The organism is Klebsiella sp. RC2, from assembly GCF_014192815.1.
GTDB lineage: Bacteria > Pseudomonadota > Gammaproteobacteria > Enterobacterales > Enterobacteriaceae > Klebsiella > Klebsiella variicola.
In genome coordinates this window covers 874,738-889,705 of record NZ_JACHYL010000002.1, presented here as the reverse complement: position 1 = coordinate 889,705, position 14,968 = coordinate 874,738, and the positions used below count along the sequence as shown (strand labels likewise).

Here is a 14,968-nt window from a genome sequence, read left to right as displayed (position 1 = left end):
TTATCCGGCGGTCGCGCGGCGGGTAAAACGCCGGCTGGCCAGCAGGCTCAGACCGCAGCACAGCAGGTAGTACACCGCGCCGGTGAAAACGAAGATCGCCAGGGGATAGATTTGCACCCGGTTGTTGACCTGACCGGCCACGGTGGTCAGCTCCGGGACGTTGACGATAAACGCCAGCGACGTGTCTTTCAGCAGGCCGATAAAGATCCCCACCAGCGAGGGCTGAACATTGCGTAGCGCCTGCGGGAGCAGCACCAGGCGCAGCGTTTGCCCGGGGGCGAACCCCTGGGTCAGCGCCGCCTCATACTGTCCTTTCGGCAGCGACTGCAGCCCGGCCAGCACCGAGTGCATCACCGATGCGGCGGTAAACCACGCCAGCGCCAGGGTCACGGTCACCGCGCCGGGCAGATCGCCGCCGGTCAGCATCGGCAACAGATACCACAGCCAGAAGATGACAAATATCAGCGGGATGCCGCGAATAATTTCCGCCCACAGAAACAGCAGACGCCGCACCAGCCCGCCGTAGCGCCAGGCCAGGCCCGCCAGCGCAATGCCTCCCGGCAGCGCCAGCAGGGTGGCGCCGATGGCCATCAGCAGGGTCAGCGCCACGCCGCCGGGCTGGCCCTCCGCCAGTCGGCCCCATAGCAGGTAATCGAGGTTATCGGCGATCACCGCCAGATTAGCGTTCATGTTGGGCGCTCCGTTGCAGTTTTCTTCCCGGGCCGAGACGCGTTAGCGCCACGCCCATCGCCACCCCCAGCGCCAGGTACAGCGCGGTACCGACGGCAAACGCCTCCAGGGCGTGCGCGTTATAGCTCTCAATCTGTCGTACCTGATAGGTCAGTTCCGCAAAGCCGATGCCGCTGGCCAGCGATGAGAGTTTCATCAGGTTAAGATACTGGCCGACAATCGGCTGCCAGGCGTTGGCCAGCCCCTGCGGCAGGAGGATAAAGCGCAGCTCCTGCCACGGCGTAAAGCCCTGCGACAGCGCGGCTTCCCGCTGCCCGTGGCTGACGGCGCGCAGTCCGGAGGCGATCTCTTCCACCAGAAAGGCGGAGGTAAAGACCCCCAGCCCCCACATCGAGCAGAGGAACTCCGGCGTCAGCCACCAGACGTTACCCGGCAAAATGGACCAGGCGTGTTCGTCGTTCACCACCTCCTTCACCGCCAGCGGCAGCAGGTTCCAGGCGGCAAAGTACCAGAACAGCAGCTGGACCAGCAGCGGAGTGTTGCGAAACAACGAGACCCACGCGGCCACCAGTCCGCGCCCCGCGCGGCCGCCGCCGAGGCGCAGGGCCAGCAGCAGGACCGCCAGCAGGGTGGCGAGCAGGATCCCGGCGACGCTGACCCAGACGGTGGTGAGAAAACCAGAGATAATCCATTGCAACGGCTGCCCGCTCAGGACGCCGTGCCAGTCAAGCATCGGCGTCACTCGAGGCTCTCCTGGTGCAGCGGATCCAGCACCTTCTGCAGAAAACGCCGTGCGCGGGCATGCTGCGGATGGGCGAAAAACTCAGCCGGCGGGGCGACCTCGAGAATGTCGCCGCCGTCGATAAACACCACCCGGTCGGCAATTTCGCGGGCAAACTGCATCTCATGGGTCACCACCAGCATGGTGATCCCGCTGTGGGCGAGGGTTTTCATCACCTGCAGCACTTCGCCGATCATCTCCGGGTCGAGCGCCGAGGTGGGCTCATCGAACAGGATAATCTGCGGCGAGGAGGCCAGGGCGCGGGCGATCGCCACTCGCTGCTGCTGGCCGCCGGAGAGCTGCGCCGGCATCTGCTGCGCTTTTTCTTCCAGTCCGACCTGGCGCAGCAGCGCCAGCGCCCGCTCCTGAGCCGCGCTTTTCCCCCAGCCGTGAACGCGCTCCAGCGCCAGAGTGATGTTCTCCTGCGCCGTCAGGTGGGCGTAAAGGTTGAACTGCTGGAAGACAAAGCCGACGCGGCTGCGCAGCTGGCGCAAGGCGCTGCCGCTCAGCCGGCTGGTCGGTTTATCGTCGATCAGGATCTCGCCGCCGCTTAAGGATTCGAGCTGGTTGATCAAGCGGATCAGCGTCGATTTTCCCGAACCGGAAGGGCCGAGGATCGCCACCACTTCGCCGGGCTCGACCTGCAGGTTGATGGCGTTTAGCACCTGATGATCGCCGTAGCGCTTGGCCACATCACGGAACGTAATGCTGGCGCGCTGCAGACGTGAAAAATCCGCGGCCGGGGCCGCGGAGTGGGAGAGTAAACCCGAGAACATATTATTTCGCTTCTATGGTAAAGGCGCGCGGCTGCGGCGTTTTAGTGGCAGGGCCAAACCAGACATCATAGATTTTCGCGGCTTCGCCGGTTTTCTCCAGCTTCACCAGCTCATCGTTAACGGCTTTCAACAGGGCCGGTTCGCCTTTCTTCACGCCCACGCCAATCTCTTCTTTGCTGAGCAGGTCGGGCAGAATTTTAAACTTGGCTTTATCCGGCGCTTCCGCCAGCAGACCGGCGAGGATGGTGCTGTCCTGGGTGATGGCCTGGACGTTGCCGTTGCGCAGGGCGGTCAGGGCCAGCGGAATATCGTCATAGGAGAGGACGCGAGCCTGCGGGAAACGCTGGTGCAGGGCCTGTTCGCCGGTGGTGCCTTTCACCGCGCCGATGCGCGCTTTGCTGTACTCATCAAGCTTATCCGGAGAACCGGCCGGCACGAGGAACTGCTGGCCGGTGACGAAATACGGCGTTGAGAAATCAATAACCTGGGCCCGCTCCGGGGTGATGGTAATGTCGGCGACGATCAGGTCGGCTTTGCCGGACTGCAGCAGCGGAATACGGTTGGCCGGGTTGGTGGCCACCAGCTCGAGTTTGACGCCGAGCGCTTTCGCCAGCGCCTGGGCAAAGTCGACATCATAGCCGACGATATGGTGGGTTTTGGCATCCACGGAGCCGAACGGCGGGTTGGCGTCGAAGGTGGCGACTTTCACGACGCCGGCGGCTTTGATGTCAGCCAGCTGGTCTGCCTGTGCCTGAGACGCGAGCAGCAGCATACCCAGCGCCAGTGCCATTTTTGTGGTTTTATTGCGCATGTTTTTTCCCCTGAATCCCTGTTTTGTTTTGTGGACATCACGCTCCCACAAATTCCCCGTCGGCGGCAAAGAAGAAAAAATTCTTATCTATAACGAAAAAGAACTTAACAAACCTGTGGGTATTCTTTATGCGCCGCTGGCGTTTTACCGGCGCGGCAACGATTGCCGGGCGGTTCCCTCTCCCTCAGGGAGAGGGTTAGGGTGAGGGGATAGGAGCGGGCGTAATATGCGCCAGCCAGGATTGCAAATTCGGAATTAATATTTCCCGCGCCCGGCCAACTGTGGTTGAAATAGACCCAGGCGATTCGCTTCCCGACAGAGGAGAAAATGAAAGTGGCATTGTGGCAACGATTAACGGGCTGGCTGGCTTTTTTGTCCAACGGTGAAGCCGGACAGCAGGATACCCAGCGCGTCATGGAGGCGATACTGCCGGTGGCCAGCCTCTACGGCGTGGACATTGGCAACGTGGAAACCCGGTGGTTCCGTCATGATAAGACATACTGAGCGACGCAGGACGCGAGAAGCCTACTGGAACGAGGTGTGCTTTGTGTAGCAAGAGACTGCCTGAGGTTGCGGCAACACAGGATGCGCCGCCGCAGCCCAGGCAGTTTTGACCACGCTTATCCCCCCAGATACATCCGCTTAATTTCCGGGTTAGTCAGCATCTCCCGCGCCGCGCCTGACAAGGTGATCCGGCCATTCTCCAGGACATACGCCCGATCGGCGATAGCCAGTGCTGCCGTCGCATTCTGCTCCACCAGCAGCACCGTCATATTCTCTTCGCGCAGTTGCTTAATGATGCCGAACAGCTCTCCGACAATTTTCGGCGCCAGCCCGAGGCTCGGTTCATCCAGCATCAATAACACCGGCTCGCTCATCAGCGCCCGGGCGATGGCCAGCATCTGCTGCTCGCCGCCGCTCATGGTGCCCGCCATCTGATGGCGTCGTTCCTTGAGCCGTGGAAAGAGGGCGTACATGCGATCGCGCAGGCGGGTGTAGCCGGCGAGATTATTGTAAGCGCCCATGCGCAGGTTCTCTTCGATGGTCAGGTTGGTAAAGACCCGACGTCCCTCCGGCACCAGCGCCAGTCCGCGGCGCACAATCTGGTGGGTCTGGCTGCGTGAGATATCGTCGTTGAGGAAGCTGACGCGCCCGCTGGAGCGCACCAGGTTGACGATCCCGTTGAGGGTGGAGGTTTTACCGGCGCCATTGCTGCCGATCAGGGTGACGATCTCCCGGTCATAGACGTCGATATCAACGCCTTTCAGCCCCTGGATCACGCCGTAAAAGACCTTCAGTTCCCGGGCGTTAAGCATAATTGGCTTCTCCCAGATAAGCGGAAATGACGTCAGGATGCTGGATCGCCTCGGCCATCAGGCCGCTGAACAGCGGCTTACCGTACTCCAGCACCATCACCCGCTCGCACAGGCGGTTGACGAAGGGCATATCGTGCTCAATTAGCAGGACGCTGAGCTGATAGTCATGGCGCATGCGGAAGATCAGCTCCGCCAGGTCCTCGGTTTCCTTCGGGTTCATCCCGGCGGCCGGCTCATCGAGCAGCAGCAGCTTCGGCGCGGTGGCCAGCGCGCGGGCGATCTCCACTTTGCGCTGGTTGCCATAGCTTAGGTTTGTGGCCTGCATATGCGCGAAGTGGGCGATACCGATGTCCTCCAGGATGGCCATGGCTTTGGCCTTCGCCGCCCGCTCGGCCGGAAAGTAGCGGCCAATATGCAGAGCTGCCTCCAGCAGCGAGTAGCGGCTGGCGCGGTCGAGTCCGACCATCACGTTCTCCAGCACCGTCATGGAGTTAAACAGACGGATATTCTGGAAGGTACGGGCGATCCCGGCGTTCACCACCTGGTTGGGCTTCAGCCCCTTCAGCGACGTACCCGCCAGGGTGACGTTGCCGCTGGTGGGTTTATAGTTGGCGGTGATGACGTTAAACAGGGTGGTCTTGCCCGCACCGTTAGGGCCGATAAGGCCAAAGATCTCCGCTTCATCAACATGGAAGCTGACATTGTCGATGGCCCGCAGGCCGCCAAACTGCATGGTGACGTCCTGCACCTGCAGGATAACGTTATTTTCCGCCATAGCTGCTGTTCCTTCTTCCCATCTGCCAAATCTCTTTTTTCCCCAGCAGCCCTTCGCGGGCGAAGAGCATGATGATCAGCAACAGCAGGGAGAAAACCACCATTCGCAGGCCCGGATAGGCGCCGAGATCGTGACCGAAGAACTGTAGCGGCTGGTCGAGGAAGCGCAGCCATTCGCCGCTGCCGACCACCAGTACGGTGCCGAGCAGGGCGCCGGTGGTGCTGCCGAGCCCGCCGAGGACGATAATAATCAGCAGCTGGAAGGTGAGCATAAAGTCGAACAGCCCCGGGGAAATAGTGGTCAGCAGCGAAGCCAGCAGACCGCCGCCGATCCCTTCGAAGAAGGCGCTGGTGGCGAAGGCGCAGGTTTTGATGCGGAAGGTGTTGACCCCCATGGCGATCGCCGCATCTTCATCGTCGCGAATGGCTTTCATCATCCGGCCATACTTCGACCACACCAGCTGAAGGATCATGCCGGTGGCCAGCAGGGCGAACAGCCCGCACCAGAACAGGAGATGCGGCTGCTGCGGAATATCGTTCAGCCCGATGGCGCCGTTGGTGATTTGCGGATTGTTAATAGCGAGGATCTTGATGATAAACCCAAAGCCGAGGGTGACAATGGCCAGGTAGTCGCCACGCACCCGGAAGACCGGCACGGCGAGGCACACCGCCAGCGCCGCCGCGCACAGGCCGCTTATCAGCAGGGCAGGGAGGAAGCCTGCGTGCAGGCTGAGGATCCACGGGCTGGGGGCGGCCATTTCAAACATGTCTACCTTGCTGTCGCTGGAGAGGATCAGCAGGGCGGTGACGTAGGCGCCCACCGCCACGAAGCCGTTCGGCTCCAGCGATAGCTGGCCGGTCACGCCGTTGATCAGGTTGTAGCTGACCGCAAGGATCATAAAGATAAAAATGGTGCTGATGACACGAACAATGTAGTCATTGAAAACCACGTTGATTCCGGCCAGCAGCGCGATACAGATGACAATAATGGCCAGGTTGCGCAGCTGCGCCCCGGCGGTCGTCGTCGCGTTGAGCATCAGAAACGGCTCCTTTCCAGACGTTCGTCGCCCATAATGCCGACCGGGCGGAACAAGAGGACCAGAATCAAGAACAGGAAGGCGAAAGCATCTTTATAGCCGCCCAGTTCGGGGAAGATCGCCACGGCGACCACTTCGGTAAAACCGAGGATAAAGCCGCCCAGCACCGCGCCGGTGACGCTGCCGATCCCGCCCAGCACGGCGGCGGCGAAGGCCTTCAGGCCGATAAGCACGCCCATCAGGGGATCGATAGTGGGGTAGCTGATGGAGTAGAACACGCCGCCGAGGGCCGCGAGACTACTGCCGAGGGCGAAGACCAGGGAGATGATCCGGTTGGCGTCAATGCCCATCAGGCGCACGGTGTTGACGTCAAAGGCCACCGCGCGGATCGCCATCCCATAACGGGTGCGGTACAGCAGCCAGAGGATCGCCAGCAGCAGCAGGACGGTGATCAGCGGCACAATCCACGCCACGTTGGTAATGATGACGCTGCCGAAGGCGCGGGTCTGGTTGAAAAAGTCAGGGGCGGAGAAGAAGCGTGAGCTGCCGCCGAACAGCACGTTAAACAGGTTTTCGAGGAAGAAGCTGACGCCGATGGCGGTGATCAGCATGGAGATTTTCGAGGCCTGACGCAGCGGACGATAGGCGACCCGGTCAATCAGCATACCAAACAGGCCGCACAGCCCGAGGGTCAGGAAAACGGCTACCCCGAAGGGTAGCCCAACCGAAGAAAATAAAAACAGCGTACTAAACGCGCCGACCATCATCACGTCCGCATGGGCGAAGTTGATCAGCCGTAGCACGCCATAAACCATCGTATAACCGATGGCAATCAGGGCGTACATGCCCCCAAGACTCATTCCATTGACCACTTGCTGGAGAAAAATGGCGCCGTCCATTTTGTAGCCTCGTCACAACTTAAGGGTTAACCACGGTACGAAACGCCAGCTTGCCATCTTTCACTTCGTTGATGACCGCGCTGCGAATGGCATCGCCGTTCTGTAACGTCAGCGTGCCGGTCACGCCCTGGAAATCTTTGGTGGCGCGGATTTTTTCATTCACGCAGACCCGATCGTGGGGATCGCTGCACTGGTTCATGGCGTTGACGATGACGTTATAGGCGTCCGCCGCCATTGCGCCCCAGGTATGGGTCGGCTGCTGGTATTTGGCTTCCCAGGCTTTGATGAAGGTTTCCCCGGCCGGGGTCTGCTCTTTGGCGTTCGGCGAGTAATAATCGGTGGTCATATAGCCGTTGACCGCGTCTTTACCGACATCGAAGAAGACCTGATCCGCGGCCAGACCGTCGCCGCCCACCACCGGTTTGTTGAGCCCCAGTTGTTTAGACTGCACGGCAATCAGCGCCCCTTCGGTGTAGTAGATCGGCATGTAAATCATGTCGACATTCTTCGCCTTGACGCTCGCCAGCTGGGCTTTAAAGTCCTTGCTGCCGCCCGGGGCCTGTACCTCGATGGGAATGGTGCCGCCGTTTTTCAGGAACTGGGTGCGGAACGCTTTCGCCAGGCCGACGGAGTAGTCGTTGCTGCTGTCAAACACGATGGCGGCGGTTTTGGCTTTCAGATCGCGGGAGGCCAGATTGGCCCCGACCACCCCCTGGAAGCTGTCCGAGAAACAGACCCGGCTGACGTACGGATGGTTACGGGTGACGCGGTCGTTGGTGGCGGTGGAGGAGACCAGCGGCGTTTTGCTGTCGTCGGCGATCTTGGTCATCGCCAGGGTGTTGGAGGAGGTGACTTCCCCGATCACGGCATCCACTTTATCGCTGGAGACCAGGCGCTGCATGGCGTTGGCCGCTTCGACTTTGTCGCTTTTATCATCGATAACGATAAGCTTGATGGTATCGCCATTTTTTAACGTCGGGGTGATGGCCTGAATAATGTCCAGCCCTTTCTGCGACGGCTGGCCGTAGCCGCTGAGGGCGCCGCTCAGGGGTAATACCACCCCGATTTTAATTTCCGCTGCCTGCGCGCTGCTGGCGCCGACCAGCGCGGCAACCAGCGTGGCCATTAAAGACGCTTTCCCGGAAAACGATTTCATTGGTATTTCTCCGTCGGTCGATTATTTATCTTTAACCATCAATGACTGCATAACATTGAGGAATAATTCGCCAGCGTGTCCGACGAATTATTGGCTGTTATGTTGAATAGATAACGAGATATATACCCTAAATAATTCGAGTCGCATGAAGGCGGCAAGTGAGCGAGTCCCCAGGCGCTTACCGAAGTCAGTGACTGGGGGGAGAGAACGCAGCCAACGCACATGCAACTTGAAGTATGACGGGTATTTTTAATGCGCTGATTTACCTTACAACGTCCGTTTCGTTTTTACTCATGCAATATTCTTATTACCTGCAGGGAGGGGCATAAGGCTGATGACAACACGGTTTTTGGTACGGTGAACGCATTTTGCCGGGGGGCGACTGGCGCCTTACCCGGCCTGAAAAATCCACCATATAAACCGGTTGAACGGTTTGCGCAGGCCCGCGCAAGCGAAGCGCCGTCGGGCAATTTCAGCGCGCACCCGAATATAATATTCAGGTGCGCCCGGTAGTATTAAAATTTATTCTGCTGCTGGTGTGACTTATTATTTTAAAGGGGTCAACGGTTTTATTTTTCCATGCAGCGCCGGATTATCACTTTCATCTTTTAACTGCACGCCGGTGACGCGGCGTAAAAAAGCCTGCTCCAGCAGCCAGGCCAGTTTAAAGGCGGCGGCGTCATGGCTTAATCCCTCCGGACGAATATTGGAGATACAGTTGCGCTCAGATTCCAGACGCTGACGATGGGGCTGCCAGGTGAGGTAGACGCCGAGGCTGTCCGGCGAGGAGAGACCCGGTCGTTCGCCAATCAGGATCGCCACCGCGCGGGCTTTCAGGGTTTCGCCAATATCATCCCCCAGCGCCACCCGCGACTGATGCGCCAGCACTACCGGCGCCAGGCCGATACCCAGCGTTTGCAGATAGGGCAGCAGGGCGCGGATCAATGGCACCGCCTGGCGCTCTACCGCCCAGGAAGAGAGGCCATCGCCGATCACCAGCAGCAGATCGGCGGGGCGGACGCCGCTGGCGGCGAGGTCGGCGCGGCTTTCGTCGGCGAGCTGCCGCCCGAGATCCGGACGCCGAAGATAGGTGTGACGGTCCGGCGCGGCGCTGTGCACCGTCAGAGCGTCGAGGCCGAGCGCCGCCAGCGGCGCCACCAGCTGCTGGCTGGCGAACGGCTGATGAATGGCATCCCGCGCTCTGGCGTGGGCCAGACCAAAGTTGAGGACTTCGCGGGTCGGCAGGCTGGCGCCGCTGCGGCCCAGGGCGATCCGCGCATCGGTAAATTCACGCAGCGGGTTCCAGGCATCGGGACGGTTCATACGGAGGCTCCTTGCGGCAGGACGGACAGCAGCGGATGGCGGGCGTCGGTGAGCCGCAGCGTGCCGTGCGGATCGATAATCTGCATCTTCGCCAGCCAGTCGGCGAACTCCGGGGCATGCTTTAAGCCCAGCAGGCGACGGGCGTACAGCGCGTCATGGAACGAGGTGCTCTGGTAATTGAGCATGATATCGTCCGCTCCGGGCACGCCGATCAGGAAGGTGAGCCCGGCGGCGCACAGCAGGGTCAGCAGGGTGTCCATATCATCCTGATCCGCTTCCGCGTGGTTGGTATAGCAGACGTCGCAGCCGATCGGCAGGCCCATCAGCTTGCCGCAGAAGTGATCTTCCAGCCCGGCGCGAATAATCTGCTTGCCGTCGTAGAGATACTCCGGACCGATAAAGCCGACCACGGTATTGACCAGTAGCGGTTCAAAGTGGCGGGCGACGGCGTAGGCCCGCGCCTCACAGGTCTGCTGGTCGACGCCGTGGTGGGCGTTGGCCGACAGGCAGCTTCCCTGGCCGGTCTCAAAATACATCACATTGTTGCCGAGGGTACCGCGCCTGAGGCTGAGGGCCGCCTCGCGGGCCTCCTGCAGCATGGCAAGATTGATGCCGAAGCCGCTGTTGGCCGCTTCGGTTCCCGCCACCGACTGAAACACCAGATCCACCGGCGCGCCGCGCTCAATCAGCTGCAGCGTATTGGTGACATGGGTCAGAATGCAGGACTGGGTGGGAATGGCGAAGCGCTGAATAATATCGTCCAGCATGACGTTCAGCTGCGCCAGCACCGGTAAGCTGTCGCTGGCCGGGTTGATGCCGATCACCGCGTCCCCGGCGCCGTACAGCAGCCCGTCGAGCATACTGGCGGCGATGCCTTTCAGGTCGTCGGTAGGATGGTTGGGCTGCAGGCGTACGCTGAGGTGGCCGGGCAGGCCGATGGTGTTGCGAAAGCGCGTCACCACCTGGCATTTGCTGGCGGCAAGGATCAGATCCTGATTGCGCATCAGCTTACTGACCGCCGCCGCCATCTCCGGGGTGATGGCGCGGGCGACCCGCTGCAGCGTGGCGGTATCGGTAGCATCATCCAGCAGCCAGTCGCGAAAATCGCCGACCGTCAGGTGACGCAGGGCAGCAAAGCCCTGCGCATCATGGGTGTCGAGGATCAGGCGAGTCACTTCGTCCTGCTCGTAAGGGATAAGCGGGTTGTCGAGAATGTCGGTCAGCGGCACCTCGGCGAGGGCCATTTTCGCCGCCATCCGCTCTTCGGCTGAGGTGGCGATAACCCCTGCGAGGGCGTCGCCGGAGCGGGCTGGCGATGCTTTCGCCATCAACGTTTTCAGACTATCAAAGCGCCATACCTGGCCCGATAGCGTGGTTTTATACATGCCGCCTCCTCAGGAGACCGTGCGCAGTTGAGGATCCACTGGCGCCCGTTCACGGGCCGCTGCGGTTTTGCGGAACCACAGGTAGCCGCCGAGCATCATCGCCGCGAAAATCAGCGCCAGCAGCAGGTTATACCAGACCATCGCCACCAGGCAGAGCACCGCCATGCCGAGGGCAAAGGCCGGCGCCAGCGGGTAGAGCGGGGCGCGGAATGGGCGGATCAGCTTCGGCTCGCTACGGCGCAGTTTGAACAGCGCCGCCATGGAAGTGATATACATAACAATAGCCCCAAATACCGACATAGTGACGATACAGGCGGTCAGCGGCATGCCGCTGATGGTGATCAGCGAGTCGGAGAAGATCGCGGCGATACCGACCACCCCGCCGGCGAGGATCGCCAGATGCGGGGTGCGGGTGCGGCGGTTGAGGGTCGCCAGCCCGGCGGGCAGATAGCCGGCGCGGGCGAGGGAGTAGATCTGCCGCGAATAGCCCATAATGATGCCGTGGAAGGAGGCGACGAGGCCAAACAGCCCCAGCCACACCAGCATATGCAGCCAGCCGCTGCCATTGCCCACCACCGTCTTCATCGCCTGGGGCAGCGGATCGTTAATATTGGACAGCGCGCGCCAGTCGCCGACGCCGCCGGCGAAGACCATCACGCCGATCGCCAGCACCGTCAGCGTCAGAATGCCGCCGCCCAGGGCGCGCGGAATGGTGCGCTGCGGATCTTTGGCCTCTTCGGCCGCCATGGAGGCCCCCTCAATGGCGAGGAAGAACCAGATGGCGAACGGAATGGCGGCGAACATCCCCGGCAGCGCCAGGCCGCTGAAGCTTTCCGCGCCCGCCCAGCCGTTAGTGGTGAAGTGGCTCCAGGAGAAGCCGGGCGCGACCACGCCCATGAACACCAGCAGCTCGAAGATGGCCAGCAGGGTGACGATCAGCTCGAAGGTGGCGGCAATGCCGACGCCGAGAATATTGAGCGTCATAAAGATCACGTAAGCGCCGCAGGCGACCCATTTCGGATCCAGCGCCGGAAACTGCACGTTGAGGTAGGCGCCGATGGCCATGGCGATGGCCGGCGGGGCGAAGACGAATTCAATCAGGGTGGCAAAACCGGCGATAAAGCCGCCGGTGGGCCCGAAGGCGCGGTAGGCATAGGCGAAAGGGCCGCCAGCGTGCGGGATGGCGGTGGTCAGCTCGGTAAAGCTGAAAATAAAGGCGCAGTACATCGCGGCGACCGCCAGGGCGACGACCATAAACCCCATCGTGCCCGCCTGCGACCAGCCGTAGCTCCAGCCGAAGTACTCCCCGGATATCACCAGTCCGACGGCGATCCCCCATAAACGAAAACTGCCGAGCGTTCTTTTTAAGGTGGTGGTTTGCTCTGTCATACGTGTTGCCTCGCCAGATAGAAAGGTTCTGAACGACAGGCTGCAAAGAGAGTGCCAGAACGTGGTCCGTCGCGATGAGGCGTCAGCGCGTGGCGCGCCCGCTGGCGCTGCGCAAAAATGGGGCAGGCTGCACGCTGTCGGCGCGTGCCCTGGTGCAGCGGCTTTGCTTTTTCCGCGGCGGCACGGTATAACACTTCTTCTTTTGGATGTTTAGATGTCTATACGTTTATACGCATCATGACCCGGGCAAGCGGGCTGGCGTGAGAAAATAAAATGCAAAGCACAACACAACAACAAGGTGGGCAACTGAAGCGCACCATGAAAACGCGCCATCTGATCATGCTGTCGCTCGGCGGCGTGATTGGCACCGGCTTATTTTTTAATACCGGCTATATCATCTCCACCACCGGCGCGGCCGGGACGCTGCTGGCGTATCTGATTGGCGCCCTGGTGGTCTGGCTGGTGATGCAGTGCCTCGGTGAATTGTCGGTGGCGATGCCGGAGACCGGCGCCTTCCACGTTTACGCGGCGCGCTATCTTGGCCCGGCGACGGGCTATACCGTGGCGTGGCTCTACTGGCTGACGTGGACGGTGGCGCTGGGTTCGAGCTTCACCGCGGCGGGTTTCTGCATGCAGTACTGGTTCCCGCAGGTGCCGGTCTGGATCTGGTGCGTGGTGTTCTGCGCGGTGATCTTCGGCCTTAATATCATTTCGACGCGCTTCTTCGCGGAAGGCGAGTTCTGGTTCTCGCTGGTGAAAGTGATCACCATCATCGCGTTTATTATTCTCGGCGGCGCGGCCATTTTCGGCATCATTCCGATGCAGGATGGCTCGCCGGCGCCGGGCCTGCACAATATCACCGCCGAAGGCTGGTTCCCGCACGGCGGCCTGCCGATCCTGATGACCATGGTGGCGGTGAACTTCGCCTTCTCCGGGACGGAGCTTATCGGCATTGCCGCCGGAGAGACGGAAAACCCGCATAAGGTTATTCCGGTCGCCATCCGCACCACCATTGCCCGGCTGATTATTTTCTTTATCGGCACCGTGTTCGTGCTGGCGGCGCTGATCCCAATGCAGCAGGCGGGGGTGGAGAAAAGCCCCTTCGTGCTGGTGTTTGAAAAGGTGGGCATCCCTTACGCGGCGGATCTTTTCAACTTTGTGATCCTGACGGCGATCCTGTCGGCGGCTAACTCCGGCCTGTACGCTTCCGGGCGGATGCTGTGGTCGCTGTCGAACGAGAAGACGCTGCCGGCCTGCTTTGCCAAAGTCAATAAACGGGGCGTGCCGGTGACCGCGCTGTCGGTGAGTATGCTGGGCGGCGTGCTGGCGCTGTTCTCCAGCGTGGTGGCGCCCGATACGGTGTTTGTGGCGCTGTCGGCGATCTCCGGTTTTGCGGTAGTGGCGGTGTGGTTGAGCATCTGCGCCTCGCACTTTATGTTCCGCCGCCGCCATCTGCAGCAGGGTAAGGCGCTGAGCGATCTGCAGTATCGCGCTCCCTGGTATCCGGTGGTGCCCGTTCTGGGGTTTGTGCTGTGCCTGGTGGCCTGCGTGGGCCTCGCCTTTGACCCGAGCCAGAGAATTGCGCTGTGGTGCGGGATCCCCTTTGTGGCCCTGTGCTATGGTGCCTGGTATCTCACTCGTTCACGGAATATGACTCAGGAGTCCCAACATGTCGCAGACTAACCCGTTCACTGCTCTGCTTGCCGCCCAGCCTTATGTCCTGCTGGACGGCGCCATGGCCACCGAGCTGGAGGCCCGCGGCTGCGATCTGGCCGACAGCCTGTGGTCGGCGAAAGTGCTGCTGGAGAACCCGCAGCTGATCCGCGATGTGCATCTCGACTACTTTCGCGCCGGGGCGCAGGTGGCGATCACCGCCAGCTATCAGGCCACCCCGGCGGGCTTTGCCGCGCGCGGGCTGGATGATGCGCAGTCCCGGGCGCTGATCGGCAAAAGCGTCGAACTGGCGCGCAAAGCGCGCGAGGCGTACCTCGCCGAGAACCCGCAGGCCGGCACGCTGCTGGTGGCCGGTTCGGTAGGGCCGTATGGCGCATTTCTCGCCGACGGCTCGGAGTATCGCGGCGATTATCAGCGCAGCGCGGAAGAGTTCCAGGATTTCCACCGCCCGCGCGTCGAAGCCCTTCTGGATGCGGGCGCCGACCTGCTGGCCTGTGAAACCCTGCCGTCATTTGCTGAGATCCAGGCGCTGACGGCCCTGCTGCAGGACTATCCCCGCGCCCGCGCCTGGTACTCTTTCACGCTGCGCGACGCCGAACATCTCAGCGATGGGACGCCGCTACGCGAGGTGATGGCTGCCCTGGCGGATAACCCGCAGGTGGTGGCGGTGGGCATCAACTGTATCGCCCTGGAAAATACGCCCGCGGCGCTGGCGCATCTGCACAGCCTGACGGCCCTGCCGCTGGTGGTCTATCCTAACTCCGGCGAACATTATGATGCGGTGAGCAAGACCTGGCACCATCATGGCGAAGCCTGCGCTACCCTGGCGGATTATCTGCCGCAGTGGCTGGCGGCCGGGGCGAAGCTGATTGGCGGCTGCTGCCGCACCACGCCGAAGGATATCGCCGCGCTTAACGCGAAGCGCTGAGTTTTTTGCCGGGTGGCGCTGCGCTGACC

Annotated in this window: 17 protein-coding genes; 5 read left to right on the top strand and 12 right to left on the bottom strand. The window is 61.3% G+C overall.

All coding sequences use genetic code 11. From position 1 onward, the window contains the following. Genes FHW76_RS09155 through FHW76_RS09140 form a run of 4 tightly spaced genes read right to left on the bottom strand, consistent with a single transcriptional unit; the run spans position 1 to position 3,058 of the window. Entirely contained in the window at positions 1 to 690 is a 690-nt protein-coding gene (locus tag FHW76_RS09155; RefSeq protein ID WP_008805320.1) for an amino acid ABC transporter permease, read from the bottom strand. Next, on the bottom strand, positions 680 to 1,432 hold the full coding sequence (locus FHW76_RS09150; RefSeq protein WP_012968860.1) for an amino acid ABC transporter permease: 753 nt from the start codon (positions 1,430 to 1,432) through the stop codon (positions 680 to 682). Before FHW76_RS09150 ends, FHW76_RS09155 begins: the two co-directional genes overlap by 11 nt. Further along, positions 1,429 to 2,247, bottom strand: a complete 819-nt coding sequence (locus tag FHW76_RS09145) for an amino acid ABC transporter ATP-binding protein (RefSeq protein WP_008805322.1) — start codon at positions 2,245 to 2,247, stop codon at positions 1,429 to 1,431. The genes FHW76_RS09150 and FHW76_RS09145 overlap by 4 nt, the downstream gene beginning before the upstream one ends. 1 nt (position 2,248) lies before the next feature. After that, the gene (locus FHW76_RS09140) at positions 2,249 to 3,058 is read right to left on the bottom strand and encodes an ABC transporter substrate-binding protein (RefSeq protein WP_064166042.1); all 810 of its coding nucleotides are present in this window, start codon (positions 3,056 to 3,058) and stop codon (positions 2,249 to 2,251) included. A 327-nt stretch (positions 3,059 to 3,385) separates the two neighbouring features. On the opposite strand from FHW76_RS09140, the gene FHW76_RS09135 reads away from it, so the two are divergent. Next, a complete protein-coding gene (locus FHW76_RS09135; RefSeq protein ID WP_012542732.1) occupies positions 3,386 to 3,562 on the top strand; it encodes a hypothetical protein in 177 nt (58 codons plus the stop codon). A gap of 116 nt (positions 3,563 to 3,678) precedes the next feature. On the opposite strand, the gene FHW76_RS09130 is transcribed toward FHW76_RS09135, so the two are convergent. From FHW76_RS09130 to FHW76_RS09110, 5 genes are read right to left on the bottom strand one after another with little or no spacing between them, the layout of a single operon-like run. Next, complete coding sequence (locus tag FHW76_RS09130) at positions 3,679 to 4,374, bottom strand: ABC transporter ATP-binding protein (protein WP_004204908.1); 696 nt, start codon at positions 4,372 to 4,374, stop codon at positions 3,679 to 3,681. After that, complete coding sequence (locus FHW76_RS09125; RefSeq protein ID WP_008805323.1) at positions 4,367 to 5,149, bottom strand: ABC transporter ATP-binding protein; 783 nt, start codon at positions 5,147 to 5,149, stop codon at positions 4,367 to 4,369. Before FHW76_RS09125 ends, FHW76_RS09130 begins: the two co-directional genes overlap by 8 nt. Continuing rightward, on the bottom strand, positions 5,136 to 6,185 hold the full coding sequence (locus FHW76_RS09120; protein ID WP_008805324.1) for a branched-chain amino acid ABC transporter permease: 1,050 nt from the start codon (positions 6,183 to 6,185) through the stop codon (positions 5,136 to 5,138). The genes FHW76_RS09125 and FHW76_RS09120 overlap by 14 nt, the downstream gene beginning before the upstream one ends. Beyond that, positions 6,185 to 7,084 (bottom strand): branched-chain amino acid ABC transporter permease, encoded by a 900-nt coding sequence (locus FHW76_RS09115; RefSeq protein WP_002890128.1) that lies wholly within the window; start codon positions 7,082 to 7,084, stop codon positions 6,185 to 6,187. Before FHW76_RS09115 ends, FHW76_RS09120 begins: the two co-directional genes overlap by 1 nt. Positions 7,085 to 7,103: 19 nt before the next feature. Beyond that, positions 7,104 to 8,210 carry an ABC transporter substrate-binding protein gene (locus FHW76_RS09110; RefSeq protein WP_004147267.1) on the bottom strand — a complete coding sequence of 369 codons (1,107 nt, stop codon included), beginning with the start codon at positions 8,208 to 8,210 and terminating at the stop codon, positions 7,104 to 7,106. Here FHW76_RS09110 and FHW76_RS09105 point away from each other — a divergent pair. Beyond that, positions 8,203 to 8,346 carry a hypothetical protein gene (locus tag FHW76_RS09105; RefSeq protein ID WP_046881799.1) on the top strand — a complete coding sequence of 48 codons (144 nt, stop codon included), beginning with the start codon at positions 8,203 to 8,205 and terminating at the stop codon, positions 8,344 to 8,346. The two genes, FHW76_RS09110 and FHW76_RS09105, sit on opposite strands and share 8 nt — an antisense overlap. Before the next feature lie 440 nt (positions 8,347 to 8,786). Here the strand turns inward: FHW76_RS09105 and eutC are convergent, their stop codons facing one another. From eutC to eat, 3 genes are read right to left on the bottom strand one after another with little or no spacing between them, the layout of a single operon-like run. Continuing rightward, a complete protein-coding gene (eutC, locus tag FHW76_RS09100) occupies positions 8,787 to 9,563 on the bottom strand; it encodes an ethanolamine ammonia-lyase subunit EutC (RefSeq protein WP_064166043.1) in 777 nt (258 codons plus the stop codon). Beyond that, positions 9,560 to 10,948, bottom strand: coding sequence for an ethanolamine ammonia-lyase subunit EutB (locus tag FHW76_RS09095; RefSeq protein ID WP_016160361.1), 1,389 nt, complete (start codon positions 10,946 to 10,948; stop codon positions 9,560 to 9,562). The genes eutC and FHW76_RS09095 overlap by 4 nt, the downstream gene beginning before the upstream one ends. Positions 10,949 to 10,957: 9 nt before the next feature. Further along, positions 10,958 to 12,337: an ethanolamine permease gene (gene eat / locus FHW76_RS09090; protein ID WP_008805328.1), complete on the bottom strand. Its 1,380-nt coding sequence runs from the start codon at positions 12,335 to 12,337 to the stop codon at positions 10,958 to 10,960. Positions 12,338 to 12,411: 74 nt separating this feature from the next. Here eat and FHW76_RS09085 point away from each other — a divergent pair, with 74 nt between their 5' ends. From FHW76_RS09085 to mmuM, 3 genes are all read left to right on the top strand, one after another. Further along, positions 12,412 to 12,528 carry a hypothetical protein gene (locus tag FHW76_RS09085; RefSeq protein ID WP_012542728.1) on the top strand — a complete coding sequence of 39 codons (117 nt, stop codon included), beginning with the start codon at positions 12,412 to 12,414 and terminating at the stop codon, positions 12,526 to 12,528. A gap of 82 nt (positions 12,529 to 12,610) precedes the next feature. Beyond that, entirely contained in the window at positions 12,611 to 14,020 is a 1,410-nt protein-coding gene (gene mmuP / locus FHW76_RS09080) for an S-methylmethionine permease (protein WP_032739171.1), read from the top strand. Beyond that, positions 14,007 to 14,939, top strand: coding sequence for a homocysteine S-methyltransferase (mmuM, locus tag FHW76_RS09075; protein WP_055323071.1), 933 nt, complete (start codon positions 14,007 to 14,009; stop codon positions 14,937 to 14,939). Before mmuP ends, mmuM begins: the two co-directional genes overlap by 14 nt. The last annotated feature ends 29 nt before the right edge of the window (positions 14,940 to 14,968 follow it).